Annotated in this window: 11 protein-coding genes; 8 read left to right on the top strand and 3 right to left on the bottom strand. The window is 74.6% G+C overall.

Annotated elements, in window-relative coordinates; translation table 11 throughout:
- The first annotated feature begins 89 nt into the window (after positions 1-89).
- The 3 genes from AB0G11_RS38905 (at position 90) to AB0G11_RS38895 (ending at position 6,219) form a co-directional block, all read left to right on the top strand.
- Positions 90-3,593: a S8 family serine peptidase gene (locus AB0G11_RS38905; RefSeq protein ID WP_357591664.1), complete on the top strand. Its 3,504-nt coding sequence runs from the start codon at positions 90-92 to the stop codon at positions 3,591-3,593.
- A 68-nt stretch (positions 3,594-3,661) separates the two neighbouring features.
- Positions 3,662-5,281: a CocE/NonD family hydrolase gene (locus AB0G11_RS38900; RefSeq protein ID WP_219513788.1), complete on the top strand. Its 1,620-nt coding sequence runs from the start codon at positions 3,662-3,664 to the stop codon at positions 5,279-5,281.
- Positions 5,263-6,219, top strand: coding sequence for a WYL domain-containing protein (locus AB0G11_RS38895; RefSeq protein ID WP_219513790.1), 957 nt, complete (start codon positions 5,263-5,265; stop codon positions 6,217-6,219). The genes AB0G11_RS38900 and AB0G11_RS38895 overlap by 19 nt, the downstream gene beginning before the upstream one ends.
- 15 nt (positions 6,220-6,234) lie before the next feature.
- Here AB0G11_RS38895 and AB0G11_RS38890 read toward each other — a convergent pair whose 3' ends face one another.
- Positions 6,235-7,128: an SDR family oxidoreductase gene (locus AB0G11_RS38890; protein WP_219513797.1), complete on the bottom strand. Its 894-nt coding sequence runs from the start codon at positions 7,126-7,128 to the stop codon at positions 6,235-6,237.
- Between the two features lie 312 nt (positions 7,129-7,440).
- Between AB0G11_RS38890 and AB0G11_RS38885 the strand changes: the two genes are divergently transcribed.
- Both AB0G11_RS38885 and mctP read left to right on the top strand, forming a co-directional pair.
- Positions 7,441-7,650 (top strand): DUF3311 domain-containing protein, encoded by a 210-nt coding sequence (locus tag AB0G11_RS38885; protein ID WP_219513799.1) that lies wholly within the window; start codon positions 7,441-7,443, stop codon positions 7,648-7,650.
- On the top strand, positions 7,647-9,257 hold the full coding sequence (mctP, locus tag AB0G11_RS38880; RefSeq protein WP_357591662.1) for a monocarboxylate uptake permease MctP: 1,611 nt from the start codon (positions 7,647-7,649) through the stop codon (positions 9,255-9,257). The genes AB0G11_RS38885 and mctP overlap by 4 nt, the downstream gene beginning before the upstream one ends.
- Here mctP and AB0G11_RS38875 read toward each other — a convergent pair.
- Positions 9,226-12,498, bottom strand: coding sequence for a BTAD domain-containing putative transcriptional regulator (locus AB0G11_RS38875; protein ID WP_357591661.1), 3,273 nt, complete (start codon positions 12,496-12,498; stop codon positions 9,226-9,228). The genes mctP and AB0G11_RS38875 overlap by 32 nt on opposite strands.
- Positions 12,499-12,624: 126 nt before the next feature.
- Here AB0G11_RS38875 and AB0G11_RS38870 point away from each other — a divergent pair, with 126 nt between their 5' ends.
- A complete protein-coding gene (locus AB0G11_RS38870; protein ID WP_357591659.1) occupies positions 12,625-14,160 on the top strand; it encodes an MFS transporter in 1,536 nt (511 codons plus the stop codon).
- Between the two features lie 10 nt (positions 14,161-14,170).
- Here the strand turns inward: AB0G11_RS38870 and AB0G11_RS38865 are convergent, their stop codons facing one another.
- The gene (locus tag AB0G11_RS38865; RefSeq protein ID WP_219513812.1) at positions 14,171-14,533 is read right to left on the bottom strand and encodes a DUF6285 domain-containing protein; all 363 of its coding nucleotides are present in this window, start codon (positions 14,531-14,533) and stop codon (positions 14,171-14,173) included.
- A gap of 61 nt (positions 14,534-14,594) precedes the next feature.
- Between AB0G11_RS38865 and AB0G11_RS38860 the strand changes: the two genes are divergently transcribed.
- Positions 14,595-15,788 carry an acyl-CoA dehydrogenase family protein gene (locus AB0G11_RS38860; RefSeq protein ID WP_219513814.1) on the top strand — a complete coding sequence of 398 codons (1,194 nt, stop codon included), beginning with the start codon at positions 14,595-14,597 and terminating at the stop codon, positions 15,786-15,788.
- A gap of 156 nt (positions 15,789-15,944) precedes the next feature.
- Complete coding sequence (locus tag AB0G11_RS38855; RefSeq protein WP_357591657.1) at positions 15,945-16,745, top strand: phosphotransferase family protein; 801 nt, start codon at positions 15,945-15,947, stop codon at positions 16,743-16,745.
- Positions 16,746-16,769: the final 24 nt, after the last annotated feature.

Below are 16,769 nucleotides of genomic sequence, written 5' to 3'. Positions count from 1 at the left end.
ATGCCCCTTGCATTCTCAACATCATCTCTTCACTCTTCTCCACAGAGGCGTAAAGATCACCTCTGCACCATCGCGGTGAAGGAGAACTTGTGCCGAGCACCCCCCGCTGGCGTGCGCTCCTGGTGGGAGCGATCGCATCGTTAAGTCTCGTCATCCCGCCCGGCGTGGCCCAGGCCGCCCCGGATCCCGGCAAGATCAGCGACTCCGTCCAGGCCCAGCTCGACGGTGACGGCAAGGCGACGTTCTGGGTGCGCATGAAGGGCGAGGCCGACCTCGGCGCCGCGCGCCGGGCCACCTCCAAGGAGGTCAAGGCCGAGCGCGTCTACGAGGCCAAGACCGCGCGGGCCAGGACGTCCCAGGCCGCCCTGCGCAAGCTGCTGGAGTCCAACGGCGCCGACCACACCCCGTTCTGGATCGTCAACGCGGTCAAGGTGACGGCCGGTCCGAAGCTGGCCGCCGAGATCGCCAAGCTGCCCGAGGTGGACAGGATCGACCCGATCCGCACCGTATCGCTGCCCAAGCCGGTCCCCGGCAAGGCCGAGGTCAAGGTGAACGCGGCCGAGTGGAACGTCGACCGGGTCGGCGCCCCCCGCGTGTGGAGCGAGCTCGGCAACCGCGGCGAGGGCATCGTGGTCGCCAACATCGACAGCGGCGTGCAGTTCGACCACCCGGACCTGGCGGCGGCCTACCGCGGCCGAGCCCCGGACGGCTCGCTGCGGCACGACTACAACTGGTTCGACCCGGGCCGGGTCTGCCCGAGCGCGGCCCCGTGCGACAACAACGGGCACGGCACGCACGTGATGGGCACGATGGTCGGCGCCGGCGGCATCGGCGTGGCCCCGGGCGCCCGGTGGATCGCGGCCAAGGGCTGCGAGACCAACTCCTGCACCGACGCCTCGCTGCTGGCAGCGGGCCAGTGGGTCCTCGCGCCGACGGACCTGAACGGCGAGAACCCGCGCCCGGACCTGGCGCCGGACATCGTCAACAACTCCTGGGGCGGCGACGGCTTCGACCCCTGGTACAAGGCGACGGTCGAGGCGTGGGTGGCGGCCGGCATCTTCCCCATGTTCGCCAACGGCAACGAGGGCCCGGCCTGCGACACCAGCGGCTCGCCCGGCCAGTACCGGGTCAGCTACAGCGCGGGCGGCTTCGACGTGAACAACGCGCTGTACACGAACTCCAGCAAGGGCGAGGGCGAGGACGGCGAGATCAAGCCGAACATCGCGGCCCCGGCGGTCAACGTGCGCTCCTCGGTGCCGGGCGGCTCCTACGCCTCCTACACGGGCACCTCGATGGCCTCGCCGCACGTGGCGGCCACGGTGGCGCTCATCTGGTCGGCGGCGCCGAGCCTCCAGGGTGACGTGGACGCCACCCGGCCGCTGCTCGACAGCACCGCGATCGACGTGGCCGACACCGCCTGCGGCGGCACCGCGGCCGACAACAACATCTGGGGCGAGGGCAGGCTGGACACCTACGCCGCCGTCCAGGCCGCGCCGCAGGACGGCCTCGGCGGGCTGTCGGGCACGGTCACCTCGGGCGGCGCGCCGCTGGCCGGGGTCACGGTGACGACGGACGGCCCGACCTCGCGCAGCGTCGTGACCGGCGCGGACGGCACGTACGCGTTCGTCCGGCTGCTGCCGGGCGACTACCGGGTGAAGGCGGAGAAGTTCGGCTACGACGCCGCCACGGCGACGGCGGCCGTGACCGCCGGCGCGACGGTCACGGCGGACGTGACGCTGGTCCAGCAGGCCACCGGCGTGGTGTCGGGCGTCGTGAGCACCGCCGGCACGCCCGAGCCCGGCGCCCGCGTGGCGGCCAGGGGGACCCCGCTGAGCGCGGTGTCCGACTCCTCGGGCCGCTACGAGCTGACGCTGCCGCACGGCGAGCACGTGCTGGAGGTCACGCCGTCCTCGCGCTGCGCGAGCCCCGCGACGGCGGCCGTCACGGTGTCCGGGGACGTGACCGAGGACGTCGAGCTGCCGTTGCGCGGCGACGACTTCGGCTACACCTGCCGCAGCGCCCCGGCGCCCTATGTGGCGGGCACCGACAAGCTGGCGCTCACCGGCGACGACGAGGCGCTCCAGGTGACGCTGCCGTTCGCGGTCCCGTTCTACGGCGCCGGCCAGAGCCGGGCGTGGGTGGCGACCAACGGGTTCGTCACGTTCGCGGCCGACCGGGTGGTGGCGGCGGGCAACAGCAGGCTGCCCGCGACGGCCACGCCGAACAACGCCGTCTTCCCGTTCTGGGACGACTTCGTGGTGGACGCGCAGGCCGGCGTCTACACGGGCGTCACCGGGACGGCGCCGCACCGGCAGTTCGTGGTCGAGTGGCGCAACGTCCGCTTCTACGCCGACGCCACGCAGCGGGTGTCGTTCGCGGCGCTGCTCGGCGAGGACGGCACGGTGAGCTACCGGTACAAGGACGTCGAGAGCGAGCGCGACCAGGGCGCGGCGGGGACCGTCGGCATCGAGAACGCGGCCGGCGACGACGCGCTGCAGTACCTCTACGAGGAGCCGGCGCTGGCCACCGGTCAGGGCCTGACGTTCAGCGCCTCCCGCCACGGCCTGGTGACGGGCGTGGTCACCGACGCCAACGACGGCGACCCGCTGCCGGGCGCGACCGTCAAGGTGGGCGACGTGGCGACGTTCACCACGGGCGCCGACGGCGGCTTCTACGGCCAGCTCCTGGCGGGCGACTACGAGGTGGTCGTGTCCAAGGAGCACTACGGCACCTTCACCCAGGCGGTCACCGTCGCCCCGGCCACGGTGACCCAGGTGGACACGGCGCTGGTGACGGGCCGGGTGGCCGCCTCGACGGCCGAGGTCACGGTGGTGATGCCGGCGGACGCGAGCAGGAAGCGGACGCTGGAGCTGACGAACCTCGGCTCGCCGACGCCGTACACGGTCACCGCCGACCCGGCGGGCGGCTGGCTCGGCGTCACGCCGGCCTCCGGCGAGCTGGCCAAGGGGCAGAAGGCGACGCTGGAGGTCACGGTGTCGAGCGACGGCGTGGCGGCCGGCACGGCCCGCGCCGGGAAGCTCGTCATCAAGTCCGCCAGCGGCCGGCAGCCGGTCATCGAGGTGACGGTGACGGTCGTGGTGCCCAAGCACCAGGTGGCCGTCGACGTGGGGGCGCGCCGCGCGTCCACCGACGCCGCCGGTGACGCCTGGACGCCCGACGCCCGCTACCGGGAGGGCGGTCACGGGTACGTGGGCAGCGGCACCCGCGAGCGCGACACCCGCAGGACCATCGAGGGCACCGAGGAGCAGACGCTGTTCCGCACGGCCCGCGAGGGCATGCTGGAGTACCGCTTCGACGGGGTGCCGGCCGGCGTCTACACGGTCGAGCTGGACTTCGCCGAGATCCGCGGCATGGACATGGGCCGGCGGGTGTTCGACGTGCTAGTCGAGGGCCAGCTCGCCATCCCGGCGCTCGACCTGGCCCTGGAGGCGGGCACGTACACGGCGGTCAGCAGGCAGTACACGGTCCGCGTCAGCGACGGCCAGCTCAACGTGCGCTTCGCCACCCGGCAGGGGGCGACGATCGTGAACGCGATCCGCGTCTCCGAGCGGCCGGACAAGACCGCGCCGTAATCAGCGCCGTTTACAGCTGATGCCGCCCGGGCTACCACCGCCCGGGCGGCATCTGTTACTGGTGGGTCATGCGACGTGTGCGGATCCATCGCGATCTTCCCGTGGAGATGCCCGACGGCGTGGTGCTGCTCGCCGACCGCTACGAGGCGCCCGGCGGCGGCCCGGCTCCGGTGGTGCTGATCCGCTCGCCGTACGGCAGGCGGGGCGTGTTCGGGTTCGTGTACGGGCGCGGCTTCGCCCGCAACGGCTTCCACGTGGTGATCCAGAGCTGCCGGGGCGGGTTCGGCTCCGGCGGGCAGCTCGACCCGCTGGGCGACGAGCGGGACGACGGCCTGGCCACGCTTGACTGGCTGCGCGGGCAGCCGTGGTACGGCGGGTCGCTGGCCATGTTCGGCCCCTCCTACCTGGGCTACACGCAGTGGGCGGTGGCGGCCGAGGCCGGGCCCGAGCTGAAGGCGATGGCCACGCAGATCACCGCCTCCCAGTTCCGCGACGCCGCCTATGTGGGCGGGGCGTTCGCGCTGGAGTCGGCGCTGAGCTGGACGACGCTGACGGACGCGATGTCGCGCCGGTTCGGCGGGGCGGCGGCGCCGCTGACGGCTCCCCGGCTGACGCGCCGGGCCGTGCTGTCGGGGCTGTCGGGGCGGCCGGTGTCCGAGCTGGACCTGGCCTCGGCGGGCCGCCCGCTGCGCTTCTACCGGGACCTGCTGGCCCATCACGCCGACCCGGCCGTGCCGTACTGGGACAAGCGTGACTTCTCCCCTCGGGTGGGTGAGGTGGAGGCGGCGGTCACCATGCTCGGCGGGTGGTACGACGTGTTCCTGCCGTGGCAGCTCAAGGACTACCTGGCGCTGCGGGCGGCGGGGCGGCGGCCGCAGCTGACGATCGGGCCGTGGTGGCACGTGGACGCACGGCACGGGCGGGTGGCGCTGGCCGAGTCGCTGGCCTGGTTCCGGGCGCACCTGCTCGGCGACCCGTCGGGGCTGCGCGAGCAGCCGGTGCGGCTGTACGTGACGGGGGCCGGGGAGTGGCGCGACTATCCCGACTGGCCGGTGCCGGGCTCGCGGCAGGTGCGCTGGCACCTGCGCGAGGACGGCGGGCTGGAGCGGGAGCCGCCGCGCGCGGGCGGGGCGGACCGCTTCCGCTACCACCCGGACCATCCCACGCCGGTGATCGGCGGGCCGGTGCTGCTGGCCGACTCCCGGCCGCGCGACCAGCGGCGCCTGGAGGCGCGGCGCGACGTGCTCGTCTACTCCTCGGCGGAGCTGGAGTCGGACGTGGAGGCGATCGGGCCGGTCTCGGCCGAGCTGTTCGTCCGGTCCAGCACGCCGTACGTGGACGTGGTGGTGCGGGTGTGCGACGTGCGTCCGGGCGGGAAGTCCATGAACGTGTGCGAGGGCGTGCGGAGGCTGCGGCCGGAGCTGCCTGATAATTCGGAAATGCCCGATAAAGTGGGCGATGTGCGGAGAGTGCTGGTGGATCTGTGGCCGGTGGGCCACCGGTTCCGGCGCGGCCACCGCATCCGGGTCCACGTGGCCGCCGGCGCGTACCCGACGATCGCCCGCAACCCGGGCACCGGGCGGCCGCTCGGCGAGGGCGGGCCGATGGTGGCCGCCGACGTCGAGGTGTTCCGCTCCCCCGCGCACCCGTCCGCCGTGATCCTCCCGCTGTGCGCGCCGCTCGGCTGATGTCGCTGGTCCTGCTGCTGCAGGGCCGGGGCGGGATGACGGCGGCGGAGCTGGCGCGCGAGCTGGAGGTGTCGGAGCGGACCGTGCACCGCGACGTGCTGGCGCTGTCGGAGGCGGGCGTCCCGGTCTACGCCGACCGGGGGCGCGGCGGCGGCTACCGGCTGCTGGAGGGCTACCGCACCCGGCTGACGGGGCTGGACCGGGCCGAGGCCGAGGCGCTGTTCCTGTCGGGGGTGCCGGCGGCGCTGCGCGAGATGGGGCTGCAGGAGGTGGCCGCGACGGCCCGGCTCAAGGCCGCCGCCGCGCTCGCCCCCGGCCTGCGCGACGCCCCCGCGACCGCCGCGCAGCGCTTCCACCTGGACGCGCCGGGCTGGTTCGCCTCCGCCGACCCGCCGCCCGGCGCGCTCGCGCCGCTGGCCAGGGCCGTGTGGAACGACCGCACGGTGAGCGCGTCGTACCAGGAACGGGTGCGCGCGCTGGAGCCGTACGGGCTGGTGCTGAAGGCGGGCTCCTGGTACCTGGCCGCGCGCTCGCGCGGCCGGTTCCTCGTCTACCGGGTGGACCGGTTCGGCGGCGTCGAGCAGGACGGCGGCCGGTTCGACCGCGACCCCGGCTTCGACCTGGCCGCGTTCTGGGCCGCGCGGTCCGCCGAGTTCACCCGGTCGCTGCTGCGCGAGGAGATCACGCTGCGGCTGAGCCCGCTCGGGGTGCGGATGCTGCGGCACGTCGCCGACCCGGCGGCGCTGCCCGGCGCGCTCGCCTCGCTGCGGCCCGACGGCACCGTGCGGCTGGCCGTCGAGTCGGTCGAGGTGGCGTTCTCGCAGGTGCTGCGGTTCGGGCCGGAGGCCGAGGTGCTGGGCCCGCCGGAGCTGCGGGCCCTGGTCGCCGCCGCGGCGGCCCGCACGGCGGAGCTCTACCGCGCGGACCCCGGCCGGTAGGGCCGGGCAGGACCGCTACCGGTAGTCCTCGGGGGCCGCGTCCTTGCCGCCCTCGCGCACCTCGGCGATGTAGCGCCACACCTGCGGCCTGCTGCCGTCGACGTCGGTGAACCCGTACGCCAGCGCCAGCTCCTCGCTGGAGACCGACCGGCCCGACCAGCGGCCCCGGCCGGGGTCGGCGGCCAGCGCGGCGACCGCGCGGCCCGCGTACGCCGGAGTCTCCGACACCCCGAACGTGGGATTCCCGGCGACGGCGTCGCGCCAGGTCTCCTCGGTGACGCCGAAGTTCTCCAGCATGGCCTCCGAGCGCAGGAAGCCGGGCGTGAGCGCCACCGCCGTGCCGCCGTGCGGGCGCAGCTCCTCGGCCTGCGCGTACGCCAGCCGGTTGACGGCCGTCTTCGCCAGGTCGTAGAAGATCGACTCGCGGTAGCGGGTGGCGTTGAAGTCGCTGGTGCCGTCGGTCACCTCCACGACCAGGCCGCCCTCGTTGCGGATGAGCAGCGGCAGCAGGTGGTGGCTGGTGATGAGGTGGGTGTCGACGGCCAGCCGGAGCAGGCGCAGGCCCTTGTCCAGGTCGTGCTCCCAGACGGGGGTGTGCCACTGCCACAGCGCGTCGGCGCCCCAGACGTCGTTGACGAGCACGTCCAGCCTGCCCTGCTCGCGGTCGATCCGCTCGGCCAGCGCCCTGACCTGGGCCGGGTCCAGATGGTCGACGCGGACCGGGATGCCGGTGCCGCCGGCGGCGCTCACCCGCTCGGCGGTCTCCTCGATGGTCTCCGGCCGGTTCATCTCCGAGCGTCCCTCGCGCGTGGACCTGCCGGTGCAGTAGACGGTCGCGCCTGCGGCGCCCAGTTCGACCGCGATGCCCCGTCCTGTGCCGCGGGTCGCGCCCGCCACCAAAGCAATCATGCGGCCACCCTGTTCCGGTAAGAGGACATCCCCTGTCATGTTTTCCCCGTTCGTCGCGGGGAGCCGACCATTCGCCGATCGGTGACCTGACCCGATTTCCGGGCGTGGTTAATGTGCCGGGCAGAGCCGCGGCACGGGCTTCGTCGCGGCCCGGTGGCGGCGGCCGGCCTAGACCCGGACTTTCTACGCTAAATCGTGATAAAGGTGACGTTGGGGTTAATATCCCCGCAGCGTTACTCTCCCACCACTGACCGCGAGTCACGGGCCCGGTCACCGCGCCCCTGGCTCCTGACGTGGACACGGGAGACACCGATGACCACCCCCCGAGACGCCGAGCCGCGGACCGACCGCAGCCCGTGGAACTGGCTGCTGTTCGTGCCGATCGTGCTGCCGCTGCTGACGTTCCTGTTCAACGCGGACGAGCCCCGCCTGCTCGGCTTCCCCCTGTTCTACTGGCTGCAGATCGCCTTCATCGCCGTCGGCGTCGGCTGCACCACGCTCGTCTACCGGATGACCAAGTGAGCGCGCACACGACCGAACTGGTCGTCTTCACGCTGCTGTTCCTGCTCGTGAGCGGCATGGGCTTCGTCGCCGCCCGATGGCGGCGGCCCGAGAGCATCGAGAGCCTCAACGAGTGGGGGCTGGGCGGGCGCAACTTCGGCACCTGGATCACCTGGTTCCTGGTGGGCGGCGACCTCTACACCGCCTACACGTTCGTGGCCGTGCCCGCGCTCATGTTCAGCGCCGGGGCGCTCGGCTTCTACGCGCTGCCGTACACCGTGGTGATCTACCCGCTGGTGTTCCTCGTGCTGGCGCGGATGTGGTCGGTGTCGCACGTGCACGGGTTCGTCACGCCGGCCGACTTCGTCCGGGCCCGGTTCGGCTCGCCGACGCTGGCGCTGCTCATCGCGATCACCGGCCTGGTGGCGACGATGCCGTACATCGCGCTGCAGCTCGTCGGCATCGAGGCGGTGCTCAAGACGATGGGCATCACCGGGCACCTGCCGATCATCATCGCGTTCGCCATCCTGGCGGCCTACACCTACCAGTCGGGGCTGCGCGCCCCGGCGCTGATCGCGTTCGTCAAGGACACGCTGATCTACGTGGTGATCCTGGCGGCCGTCATCTACATCCCGGCCAAGCTGGGCGGCTGGGGGTCGATCTTCGACGCCGCCGCGGCGAAGTTCGCCGCCACGCCCAACCCGGCGGACGGGATCACGCTGAACGCCTCCAACCAGCTCCAGTACATCACGCTGGCCTTCGGGTCGGCGCTGGCGCTGTTCCTGTACCCGCACAGCCTGACCGGCGCCCTGGCGTCAAGGAACCGGGCCGTGATCAAGCGCAACATGTCGGCGCTGCCCGCCTACAGCTTCCTGCTCGGCCTGATCGCGTTGCTCGGCTTCATGGCCATCGCCGCCGGGACCAAGCCGGTCGTGGGCGCCAACGGCAAGGCGGACACGAACACGATCGTGCCCGCGCTGTTCGACCAGATGTTCCCCGACTGGTTCGCGGGCGTCGCCTACGCCGCGATCGGCATCGGCGCGCTCGTGCCCGCCGCGATCATGTCGATCGCCGCGGCGAACCTGTTCACCCGCAACGTCTACCGCGAGTACCTGAACAAGAACGCCACCGACGCCCAGGAGGCCAAGGTCTCCAAGCTGGTGTCGCTGGTCGTCAAGGTGGGCGCGGTGCTGTGCATCCTGATGCTCGACCCGCAGTTCTCCATCGACCTGCAGCTCATCGGCGGCGTCATCATCCTGCAGACGCTGCCGTCGGTCGGGCTGGGCCTCTACACGCGCTGGTTCCACAAGGGCGGGCTGATCGCCGGGTGGGCGGCCGGGCTCGGCGCCGGCCTGTGGATGCTCTACCTGATCCCGAACCCGGCCAGCGGCAAGGCGCACTTCGGCGGATCGGCGTTCTCGCTGGGCAACCTCGGGTTCGACACCAAGATGACGATCTACGCGGGCTTCCTGGCGCTGGCCGTGAACCTGGTCGTGGCGGTGCTGGGGACGTACCTGTTCCGGGCGCTGAAGGTGGCCGACGGCAAGGACGCGACGGCGCGGAGCGACTACTTCGCCGACGAGGGCGACCCGAAGGTCAAGCCGATGGACCTGACCGGGACGCACTGACCCGGCGGCCGGCCCCGCGCTCGGGGACGCCGGCGGCGAGCGCCTCTCCGGGGGTCAGCTCGCCGCCGCGCCGGTGGGCGGCCCGGTAGGCGTCCTCGGTCAGGTGCCGGCGGATCGACGCGGTGATCCGGTCGACGTCGCCCCGCTCGGCGGGCGGCAGCGGCATCCCCACGGAGTCCCTGGCGGCGTGCGCGGCGCCGAGCAGCACGGCCGCGCCCGTGTGGCGTCCGGCGAGGGCCTGGGCCCCGGCCAGGCCCTCCAGGGCCAGCGCCAGGGCCCTGGGGTCGCCCGTGGCGCGGGCGGCGGCCCACCCGTCCAGGTGCAGGCGCAGGGCCCGCTCGGCGTCGCCGCGCAGCTCGGCGACGAAGCCGAGCTCGGCCAGCGCGAGGGCGCGGCCCGGCTCGAAGGCCATCGCGGCCTGCCAGGTCAGCACGTGGCGCATGTGGGTCTCGGCGGCGTCGAGCCGTCCCTCGCGGCGGGCGCCGAGGCCGAGCCCGACCTCGGCGTGGATCTCCCCGGGCTTGAAGCTGTGCTCGGCGGCCAGGCGCATCGCCCGCCGGTGGAGCTCCCGCGCCCTGGCGTGGTCCCCGGTGAGCATGGCGACGTTGCCCAGGCTGGTCAGCCGGTCCGCGGCCTCCGGCCACAGCCCGAGGTCCTCGGCCAGGCGCAGCCCTTCCCGGTGCAGGCGGGCCGCGTGCTCGTAGTCGCCCGCCATCTCGGCCAGCGCGGCGAGCGGTTCGGCGGTCTGCAGCCGCCCCCAGGCGTCGGCGAGCCCGGTGAACAGCTCCGCGCTGCGCCGCCCGTCGCGGGCCAGCCGGTCGAGGTCGCCGCGCACGTGCGCCTGGTTGGCCCGCACGCTCAGCGCCGCCGCGGTCCCCCAGGTGTCGCCCAGGGCGCCGAACTCCTCCAGCGCCCGGTCGACGAGCTCCTCGCTGGCGGCCTGGTCGCCGACCCCGAACAGGGCGAAGCCGAGGAACCACCGGGCTCTGGCCCGCTCGCCCGGGCCGGTCACGCCGCGCAGGAGCTCCGCGACGTCGCCGTACGGCATCCGCCCGGCGCCGTCGCCGACGAGGGCGGCGAAACCCGCCCGCCACGCCCGGGCCTGTGCACGGGGGGACGCCTCGGCGGCCGGGTCGCGGACGGGCAGGGCGAGCGCCGCGTCCAGGGACCGGCCGGCCGCCCGGAGCCTGCCGCGCAGGAACCAGTACCAGCTCAGCGCGTTGACCAGGGCGAGCGCGTCCCCGGCCGCGCCCCGGCGGACGGCGTCGTCGAGGACGCGCCCGAAGTTGGCGGCCTCCGCGTCCAGCAGGCGCAGCCCGCGCCCCTGCTCGGGGCCGTGCAGCAGCGGCGCGGTCAGGCGGGCCAGGCCGATGTGGTGGGCGCGGTGGCGCCCGCGTACGTCGTCCTCCTCGCCCGCCTCCCGCAGCCGGGCCAGGCCGTAGTCGGCGACCGATTCGAGCAGGCGGTAGCGGGGCCCGTCGGCGTGCTCGGTCATGATGACCAGCGAGCGGTCCACGAGGCGGGCGAGCAGGTCGAGCACGTCCTGCGCGGGCACGCCGGGACCGGCGCAGACGGCCTCGGCCGCCTCCAGCGTGCTGCCGTCGGCGTGCACGGCGAGCCGGCGCAGCACGGCGCGCTCGGGGCCGGTCAGCAGGTCCCAGCTCCAGTCGATCGTGGCCCGGAGCGTCTGCTGGCGGGGCGGCGCGCCCCGGTAGCCGGTGGCGAGCAGCCGGAAGCGGTCGTCGAGGCGGCTGATCAGCCCGCGCACGCCGAGGGCCCGGACCCGGGTGGCGGCCAGTTCGAGGGCGAGCGGGATGCCGTCGAGCCGGCGGCAGATCTCCGCCACGTCGCGGGCGTTGCCGGCGTCGAGCCTGAACCCGGGCGCCGCAGCGGCGGCCCGGGCGACGAACAGCTCGACGGCGCTGGAGCGCGCCAGCGTGCCGGGATCGGGCTCGGCGGCGGGTGCGGGCAGCTCCAGCGGCGGCACGGCCAGGACGACCTCGCCGGGGATGCCCAGCGGCTCCTGGCTGGTGACCAGGACGCGCAGGCCGGGGGCGCGCCGGAGCAGCAGCGCGGTCAGCTCGGCGACCGCGCCGACGAGGTGCTCGCAGTTGTCGAGGAGCAGCAGCAGCCGCTTGCCGGCCAGTGTTCCGGCCAGGCCGAGCGCGGGCGGGGCGAGCTCGGCCGTGCCCGCGCCCTCGCGGACGCCCAGCGCGGTCATGACGGCCTCGGCGACCCGGGCCACGGCGTCCGGGCCGCCGTCAGGGGTCAGCGGGGCCAGCTCGACCAGCCAGGAGCCGTCGGGGAAGCCGCCGCCGAGCCGGGCCGCCGTCTCCAGCGCGAGCCTGGTCTTGCCGACGCCGCCGGACCCGGTCAGCGTCAGGAGCCGCGCGGCGGCCAGCACGGACGCCGCCTCGCGCACCGCGCCCTCGCGGCCGACGAGCTCGGTCAGCGGAGCGGGCAGGTTCGTGGCGGGGCGGCGGGCGGGGGCGGGCGACGGGTCGCGTTCCAGCAGGGTCCGGTGCAGGGCGGCGAGCTCGGGCCCGGGGTCCAGGCCCAGCTCGGCGGCGAGCCGGGTGCGCAGCTCCCCGTAGGCGGCCAGCGCCTCGCCCGTGCGCCCGGCGGCGTGCAGCGCGCGCAGGTGGAGGACGTGCACCCGCTCGCGCAGCGGGTGGCGGACGGCGAGCTCGTGCAGTTCCTCGGCAACCTCGAGGTGACGGCCCAGCCTGATCAGGGCGTCGGCGCGGGCCTCCAGGGCGGCCAGGCGGGCCTCCTCGAGCCGGGTGACGACCGGGCGGGCGAACGCGGCGTCCGCGTAGCCGGAGAACGCGGCGCCCCGCCACAGTGCGAGCGCGTCGGACAGCAGGCCCGCCCGGGCACCGGGGTCGTCGGTGGCGCGGGCGCGGGCGGTGAGCATCGCGAAGCGGCCCATGTCGACGTCCTCGGGGGCGGTGCGCAGCAGATAGCCGTCGTCGCGCCGCGCCAGGAGGTCGCGGCCGCCCTCCCCGGCGCTCTCCAGCGCCTTGCGCAGCTGCCAGATCCGCGTCTGCAGCGCGGCGGACGGGTCGCCGGGGGCCTCGCCGTCCGCCCACACCTCGTCGGCGAGCCGGTCCGCCGACACGGGACGGCCCTCGTACGCCAGCAGGACGGCCAGCAGCAGGCGGGTCTTGGGGCCGGGCACGGTGACCGGGCTGCCGTCCGCCCGCCACACGCCGAGCGGCCCCAGCACCCCGAATCGCATGAGATCCACGGTAGTGCAGCGCCGGGACGTGCCGGGAGCCGGCCGAGAGCGGGACGTGAGCCGGTCGAGAGCGCCCCGTCGCAGGCTGGGCGCGTACCCGCGATTCACGACCACGAAGGATCTTCCATGACGAGCGTGTCCCCCGTGTCCCCCGCCCCGGCGGACCTCAGGGCAGGGCCCCGGGAGTGGCTGGGGCTCTTCGTGCTCACGCTGCCCACCGTCCTGCTGGCCCTGGACGCGACCGTGCTGAACCTGGCGGTCCCCCACCTCGGCGCGGACCTGGAGCCCACCGGCGCCGAACTGCTGTGGGCCGTCGACGTCTACGGCTTCATGATCGCCGGTTTCCTGGTGACCATGGGCAGGCTCGGCGACCGGATCGGCCGCCGCAGGCTCCTGATGGCCGGGGCGCTCGGCTTCGGTCTCGCCTCGGCCCTGGCCGCCGTGTCCACCAGCCCGGAGATGCTGATCGCGGCCCGCGCGCTGCTCGGCATCGCCGGCGCGACGCTGATGCCCTCGACGCTGGCGCTGATCAGCACCATGTTCAAGGACCCCCGGCAGCGCGGGGTCGCCATCAGCGTGTGGGTGACCTGCTTCTCCGTCGGCGTCGCCGTCGGCCCGGTCCTGGGCGGGGCGCTGCTGGAGTGGTTCTGGTGGGGTTCGGCGTTCCTGCTCGCGCTGCCGGTGATGGCACTGCTCCTGGTGGCGGCGCCGCTGCTGCTGCCCGAGTACCGGGACCCGGAGGCGGGCCGGATCGACCTGGCCAGCGTGGTGCTGTCCCTGCTCACGGTGCTGCCGGTGATCTACGGGGTCAAGCATCTGGCCGAGCACGGGCCCGGCCCGCTGGCGGCCGGGACGGTCCTGGCCGGGGTGGTCTTCGGCGCGCTGTTCGTGCTGCGCCAGCGCCGGCTGGCCGATCCGCTGCTGGACCTGCGGCTGTTCGCGAACCGGGCGTTCAGCGCCGCGCTGCTGGTGCTGCTGCTCGGCCTCGGCCTGATGGGCGGGCTGTACCTGTTCGTCACGCAGTATCTCCAGCTCGTGGCAGGGCTCTCGCCGATCGTCGCGGGCCTGTGGCTGCTGCCCGCGGCCGTGGCGGTGACCGCAGCTTCCTCGCTGACGCCCGCACTCACCCGGCGGCTGCGTCCCGGGTACGTCCTCGGCGGCGCGCTGCTGCTCTCGGCGCCGGGGTACGTGATGATCAGCCAGGTCGGGACCGGCGACCTGCCGCTGCTGGTGACCGGGTTCGTGCTCGTCTACACCGGCATCGGGCCGCTGATGGCGCTCGGCACGGACCTGGTGGTCGGCTCGGCGCCGCCGGACCGGGCCGGGTCGGCCGCGGCGATGTCGGAGACGGGCATGGAGTTCGGCATCGCGCTGGGCGTCGCCGGGCTGGGCAGCGCCGTCACCGCCGTCTACCGGGGCGAGCTCGGCGGCACGCTGCCGGGGAGCCTCCCGGGGCCGGTGGCGGAGACCGTGCGCGACACGCTCGCCGGCGCGGTGGCCGCGGACCTGCCGGGCCCGGTGGCCGCCCAGGTGCTGGAGCGGGCCCGGGAGGCGTTCACCGACGGGCTGAACCTGGCGGCCGGGATCGCGGCCGCCGTCGTGACGGTGCTGGCGGTCGCCGCCGTCGCGCTGCTGCGGCAGCCGCCGCCGGGGCAGGGGTGACCGGCGTCGCTCAGCCGGCCGGGTAGCCGGGGTTGGCGACGTCCAGCTTGGCGCGCACCGCGCGGGTCAGGAGCTCGGTCAGCTCCGCCCGCCGGTCGTCGCCGTCGAAGCGGCCCTCCCGCACGGCCCGCGCCAGCTCGGCGTCGTCGCCCACGCCGAGCTCCGCCAGGCGGGCGGCGTGCTCGTCCGCCTGCGCCGGGCCCAGCAGCAGCTCACGCTCGACCATGGCGAGCACGTTGACCGCGACCCGCGCGTGGAAGCGCGTACGGCCCTCGACGGCGGGCAGCACGTCGGCGGTCAGGAACTCGCGCACGGCGGCGACCAGCTCGGCGGTCGAGGGGGCGTCGTGCGGGCCGCGCCCATCACCTGTCATGACCCGCATTCTCCCGGACCGGGCCGTTGACCCCGCAACCGTTTTCGGCTGGGATCGGGCCATGAGCTTCGCCGTACCCGACAGCGTCCGGCCGGTCCGCGACGCCGTCCACGCGTTCATGACCGAGCGGGTCGAGCCGTCGGAGCGGGTGCTGCACGAGGGCGGGGAGGCGGCCGCGGCGACCCTGCGCGAGCTGCGCGAGGAGGCCAAGAAGGAGGGCCTGTGGGCGCTCGGCCACCCGCGCGAGCTGGGCGGCGGCGGGCTGCCGTTCCTCGACTACGTGTACGTGAACGAGGTGCAGGGGCGCAGCGAGTTCGGGCAGCTCGTGCTGGGCTCGTACACCTTGCAGGACTCGCTGATGCTGCACGAGCACGCCTCGGCCGAGCAGCGGGAGCGCTACCTGATGCCGCTGGTGCGCGGCGACATCTCGCCCAGCTTCGCGATGACCGAGCCCGACGTGTCCAGCAGCGACCCCACGCAGATCATGACCACGGCGGTGCTCGACGGCGGCGAATGGGTGATCAACGGGCACAAGTGGTTCACCACCGGCGCCTCGCAGGCCGCGTACACGACCGTGATGTGCCGGACCGAGGACGACCAGGCGCCGCCGCACCTGGCCTTCTCCATGATCCTGGTGCCGACCGCGACGCCCGGCTACAACATCGTGCGCGAGACGCCGGTGCTGGGGCTCGGCGGGGCGCACTGCGAGGTGCGCTACGAGGACGTGCGGGTGCCGGCGGGCAACCTGCTCGGGGCCAGGGGGCAGGGGTTCGTGATCGCGCAGCGGCGGCTCGGGCCGGGGCGGATCTTCCACTGCATGCGGTGGCTCGGGCAGGCGCAGCGGGCCTTCGACCTGATGTGCCGCCGGCTGCACGAGCGGACCGCGTTCAGCGAGCCGCTGGCCAAGAAGCAGCTCATGCGCGAGCACGTCTTCGACTCCTACGCCGAGATCCAGGCGGCCCGGCTGCTCACCCTGCACGCGGCCGAGGTGGTCGACTCGGGGGGCGACGCGCGGGTGGAGATCGGCGCGATCAAGGTGGTGGGCGCCCGGATGCTGCACAACGTGATCGACCGGGCCATCCAGGTGCACGGGGCGGCGGGGCTCACGCCGGACACGCCGCTGGACCGGATGTACCGGCACGCGCGGGCCGGGCGGATCTACGACGGGCCGGACGAGGTGCACATCGACTCGGTGGGGCGGCGGGTGCTCGGCGTGTACGCGGCGGGCGGCACGTGGGAGTTCGGGCTCCGGTGACGGACGGCCGGGAGACGACCGGTCCCGGCGGCGTCGTCCGTGAGGTGTTCGGCGGCGCGGCGCGGGTGGTGGCGCGGGCGAGGCTGTCCGGCGGGGCGTCGCGGGAGACGTGGTCCGTGGACGTGGCCGACGCCGCCGGGCGGCGGCACGCGCTGGTTGCTGCGGCTGGCCTCCGGTCCCGGACCGGAGGGCGGCCTGGGCGGCGAGCTGGAGGGCGGGCTGCGCGGGGAGGCGGAGCTGATGCGGCAGGCCGGCCGGGCCGGGGTGCCGGTGCCCGGCGTCGTCGCCGCCACGGACGCGTACCTGGTGATGACGCGCGTCGAGGGCGAGACGATCCCGCGCCGCATCCTGCGCGACGACCTCTACCGCGACGCCCGGCCCCGGCTGGCGGCGCAGTGCGGGCAGGCGCTGGCCGCGATCCACCGGATGCCGGTGCCCGGCGGCGAGGCGGCCGACCCGCTGCGCCGGTGGCGGGACCTGCTCGACCTCACCGGGCAGCCGCACCCGGTGTTCGAGCTGGCCTTCCGGCGGCTGGCGGGCACCCGTCCCGCCCCCGCCGGGCGCGTGCTGGTGCACGGCGACTTCCGCAACGGCAACCTGGTCGTCGGCCCCGAGGGGCTGCGGGCTGTGCTCGACTGGGAGCTCGCCCACGCCGGCGACCCCCTGGAGGACCTGGGCTGGCTGTGCGTCCGGGCGTGGCGGTTCGGGGCGGCGCCGCCGGTGGGCGGGTTCGGCCACTACGACGAGCTGATCGGCGCGTACGAGCGGGCGGGCGGGCGGCCCGTCGACCGGGACGCGCTGCGCTGGTGGGAGACGTTCGGGGTGCTGAAGTGGGGTGTCATCTGCGTGATGCAGGCGATGCGGCACCTGCGCGGCGGCGATCGGTCGGTGGAGCTGGCGGCGATCGGGCGGCGCGTGTGCGAGAACGAGTGGGACCTTCTGCGGATGCTGGACTGACAGCGGTGAGGCGCTCGGTTAGCG

The organism is Nonomuraea sp. NPDC023979 (assembly GCF_040639085.1).
Lineage (GTDB): Bacteria > Actinomycetota > Actinomycetes > Streptosporangiales > Streptosporangiaceae > Nonomuraea > Nonomuraea ceibae.
This window is presented reverse-complemented; position numbering and strand designations above follow the sequence as displayed.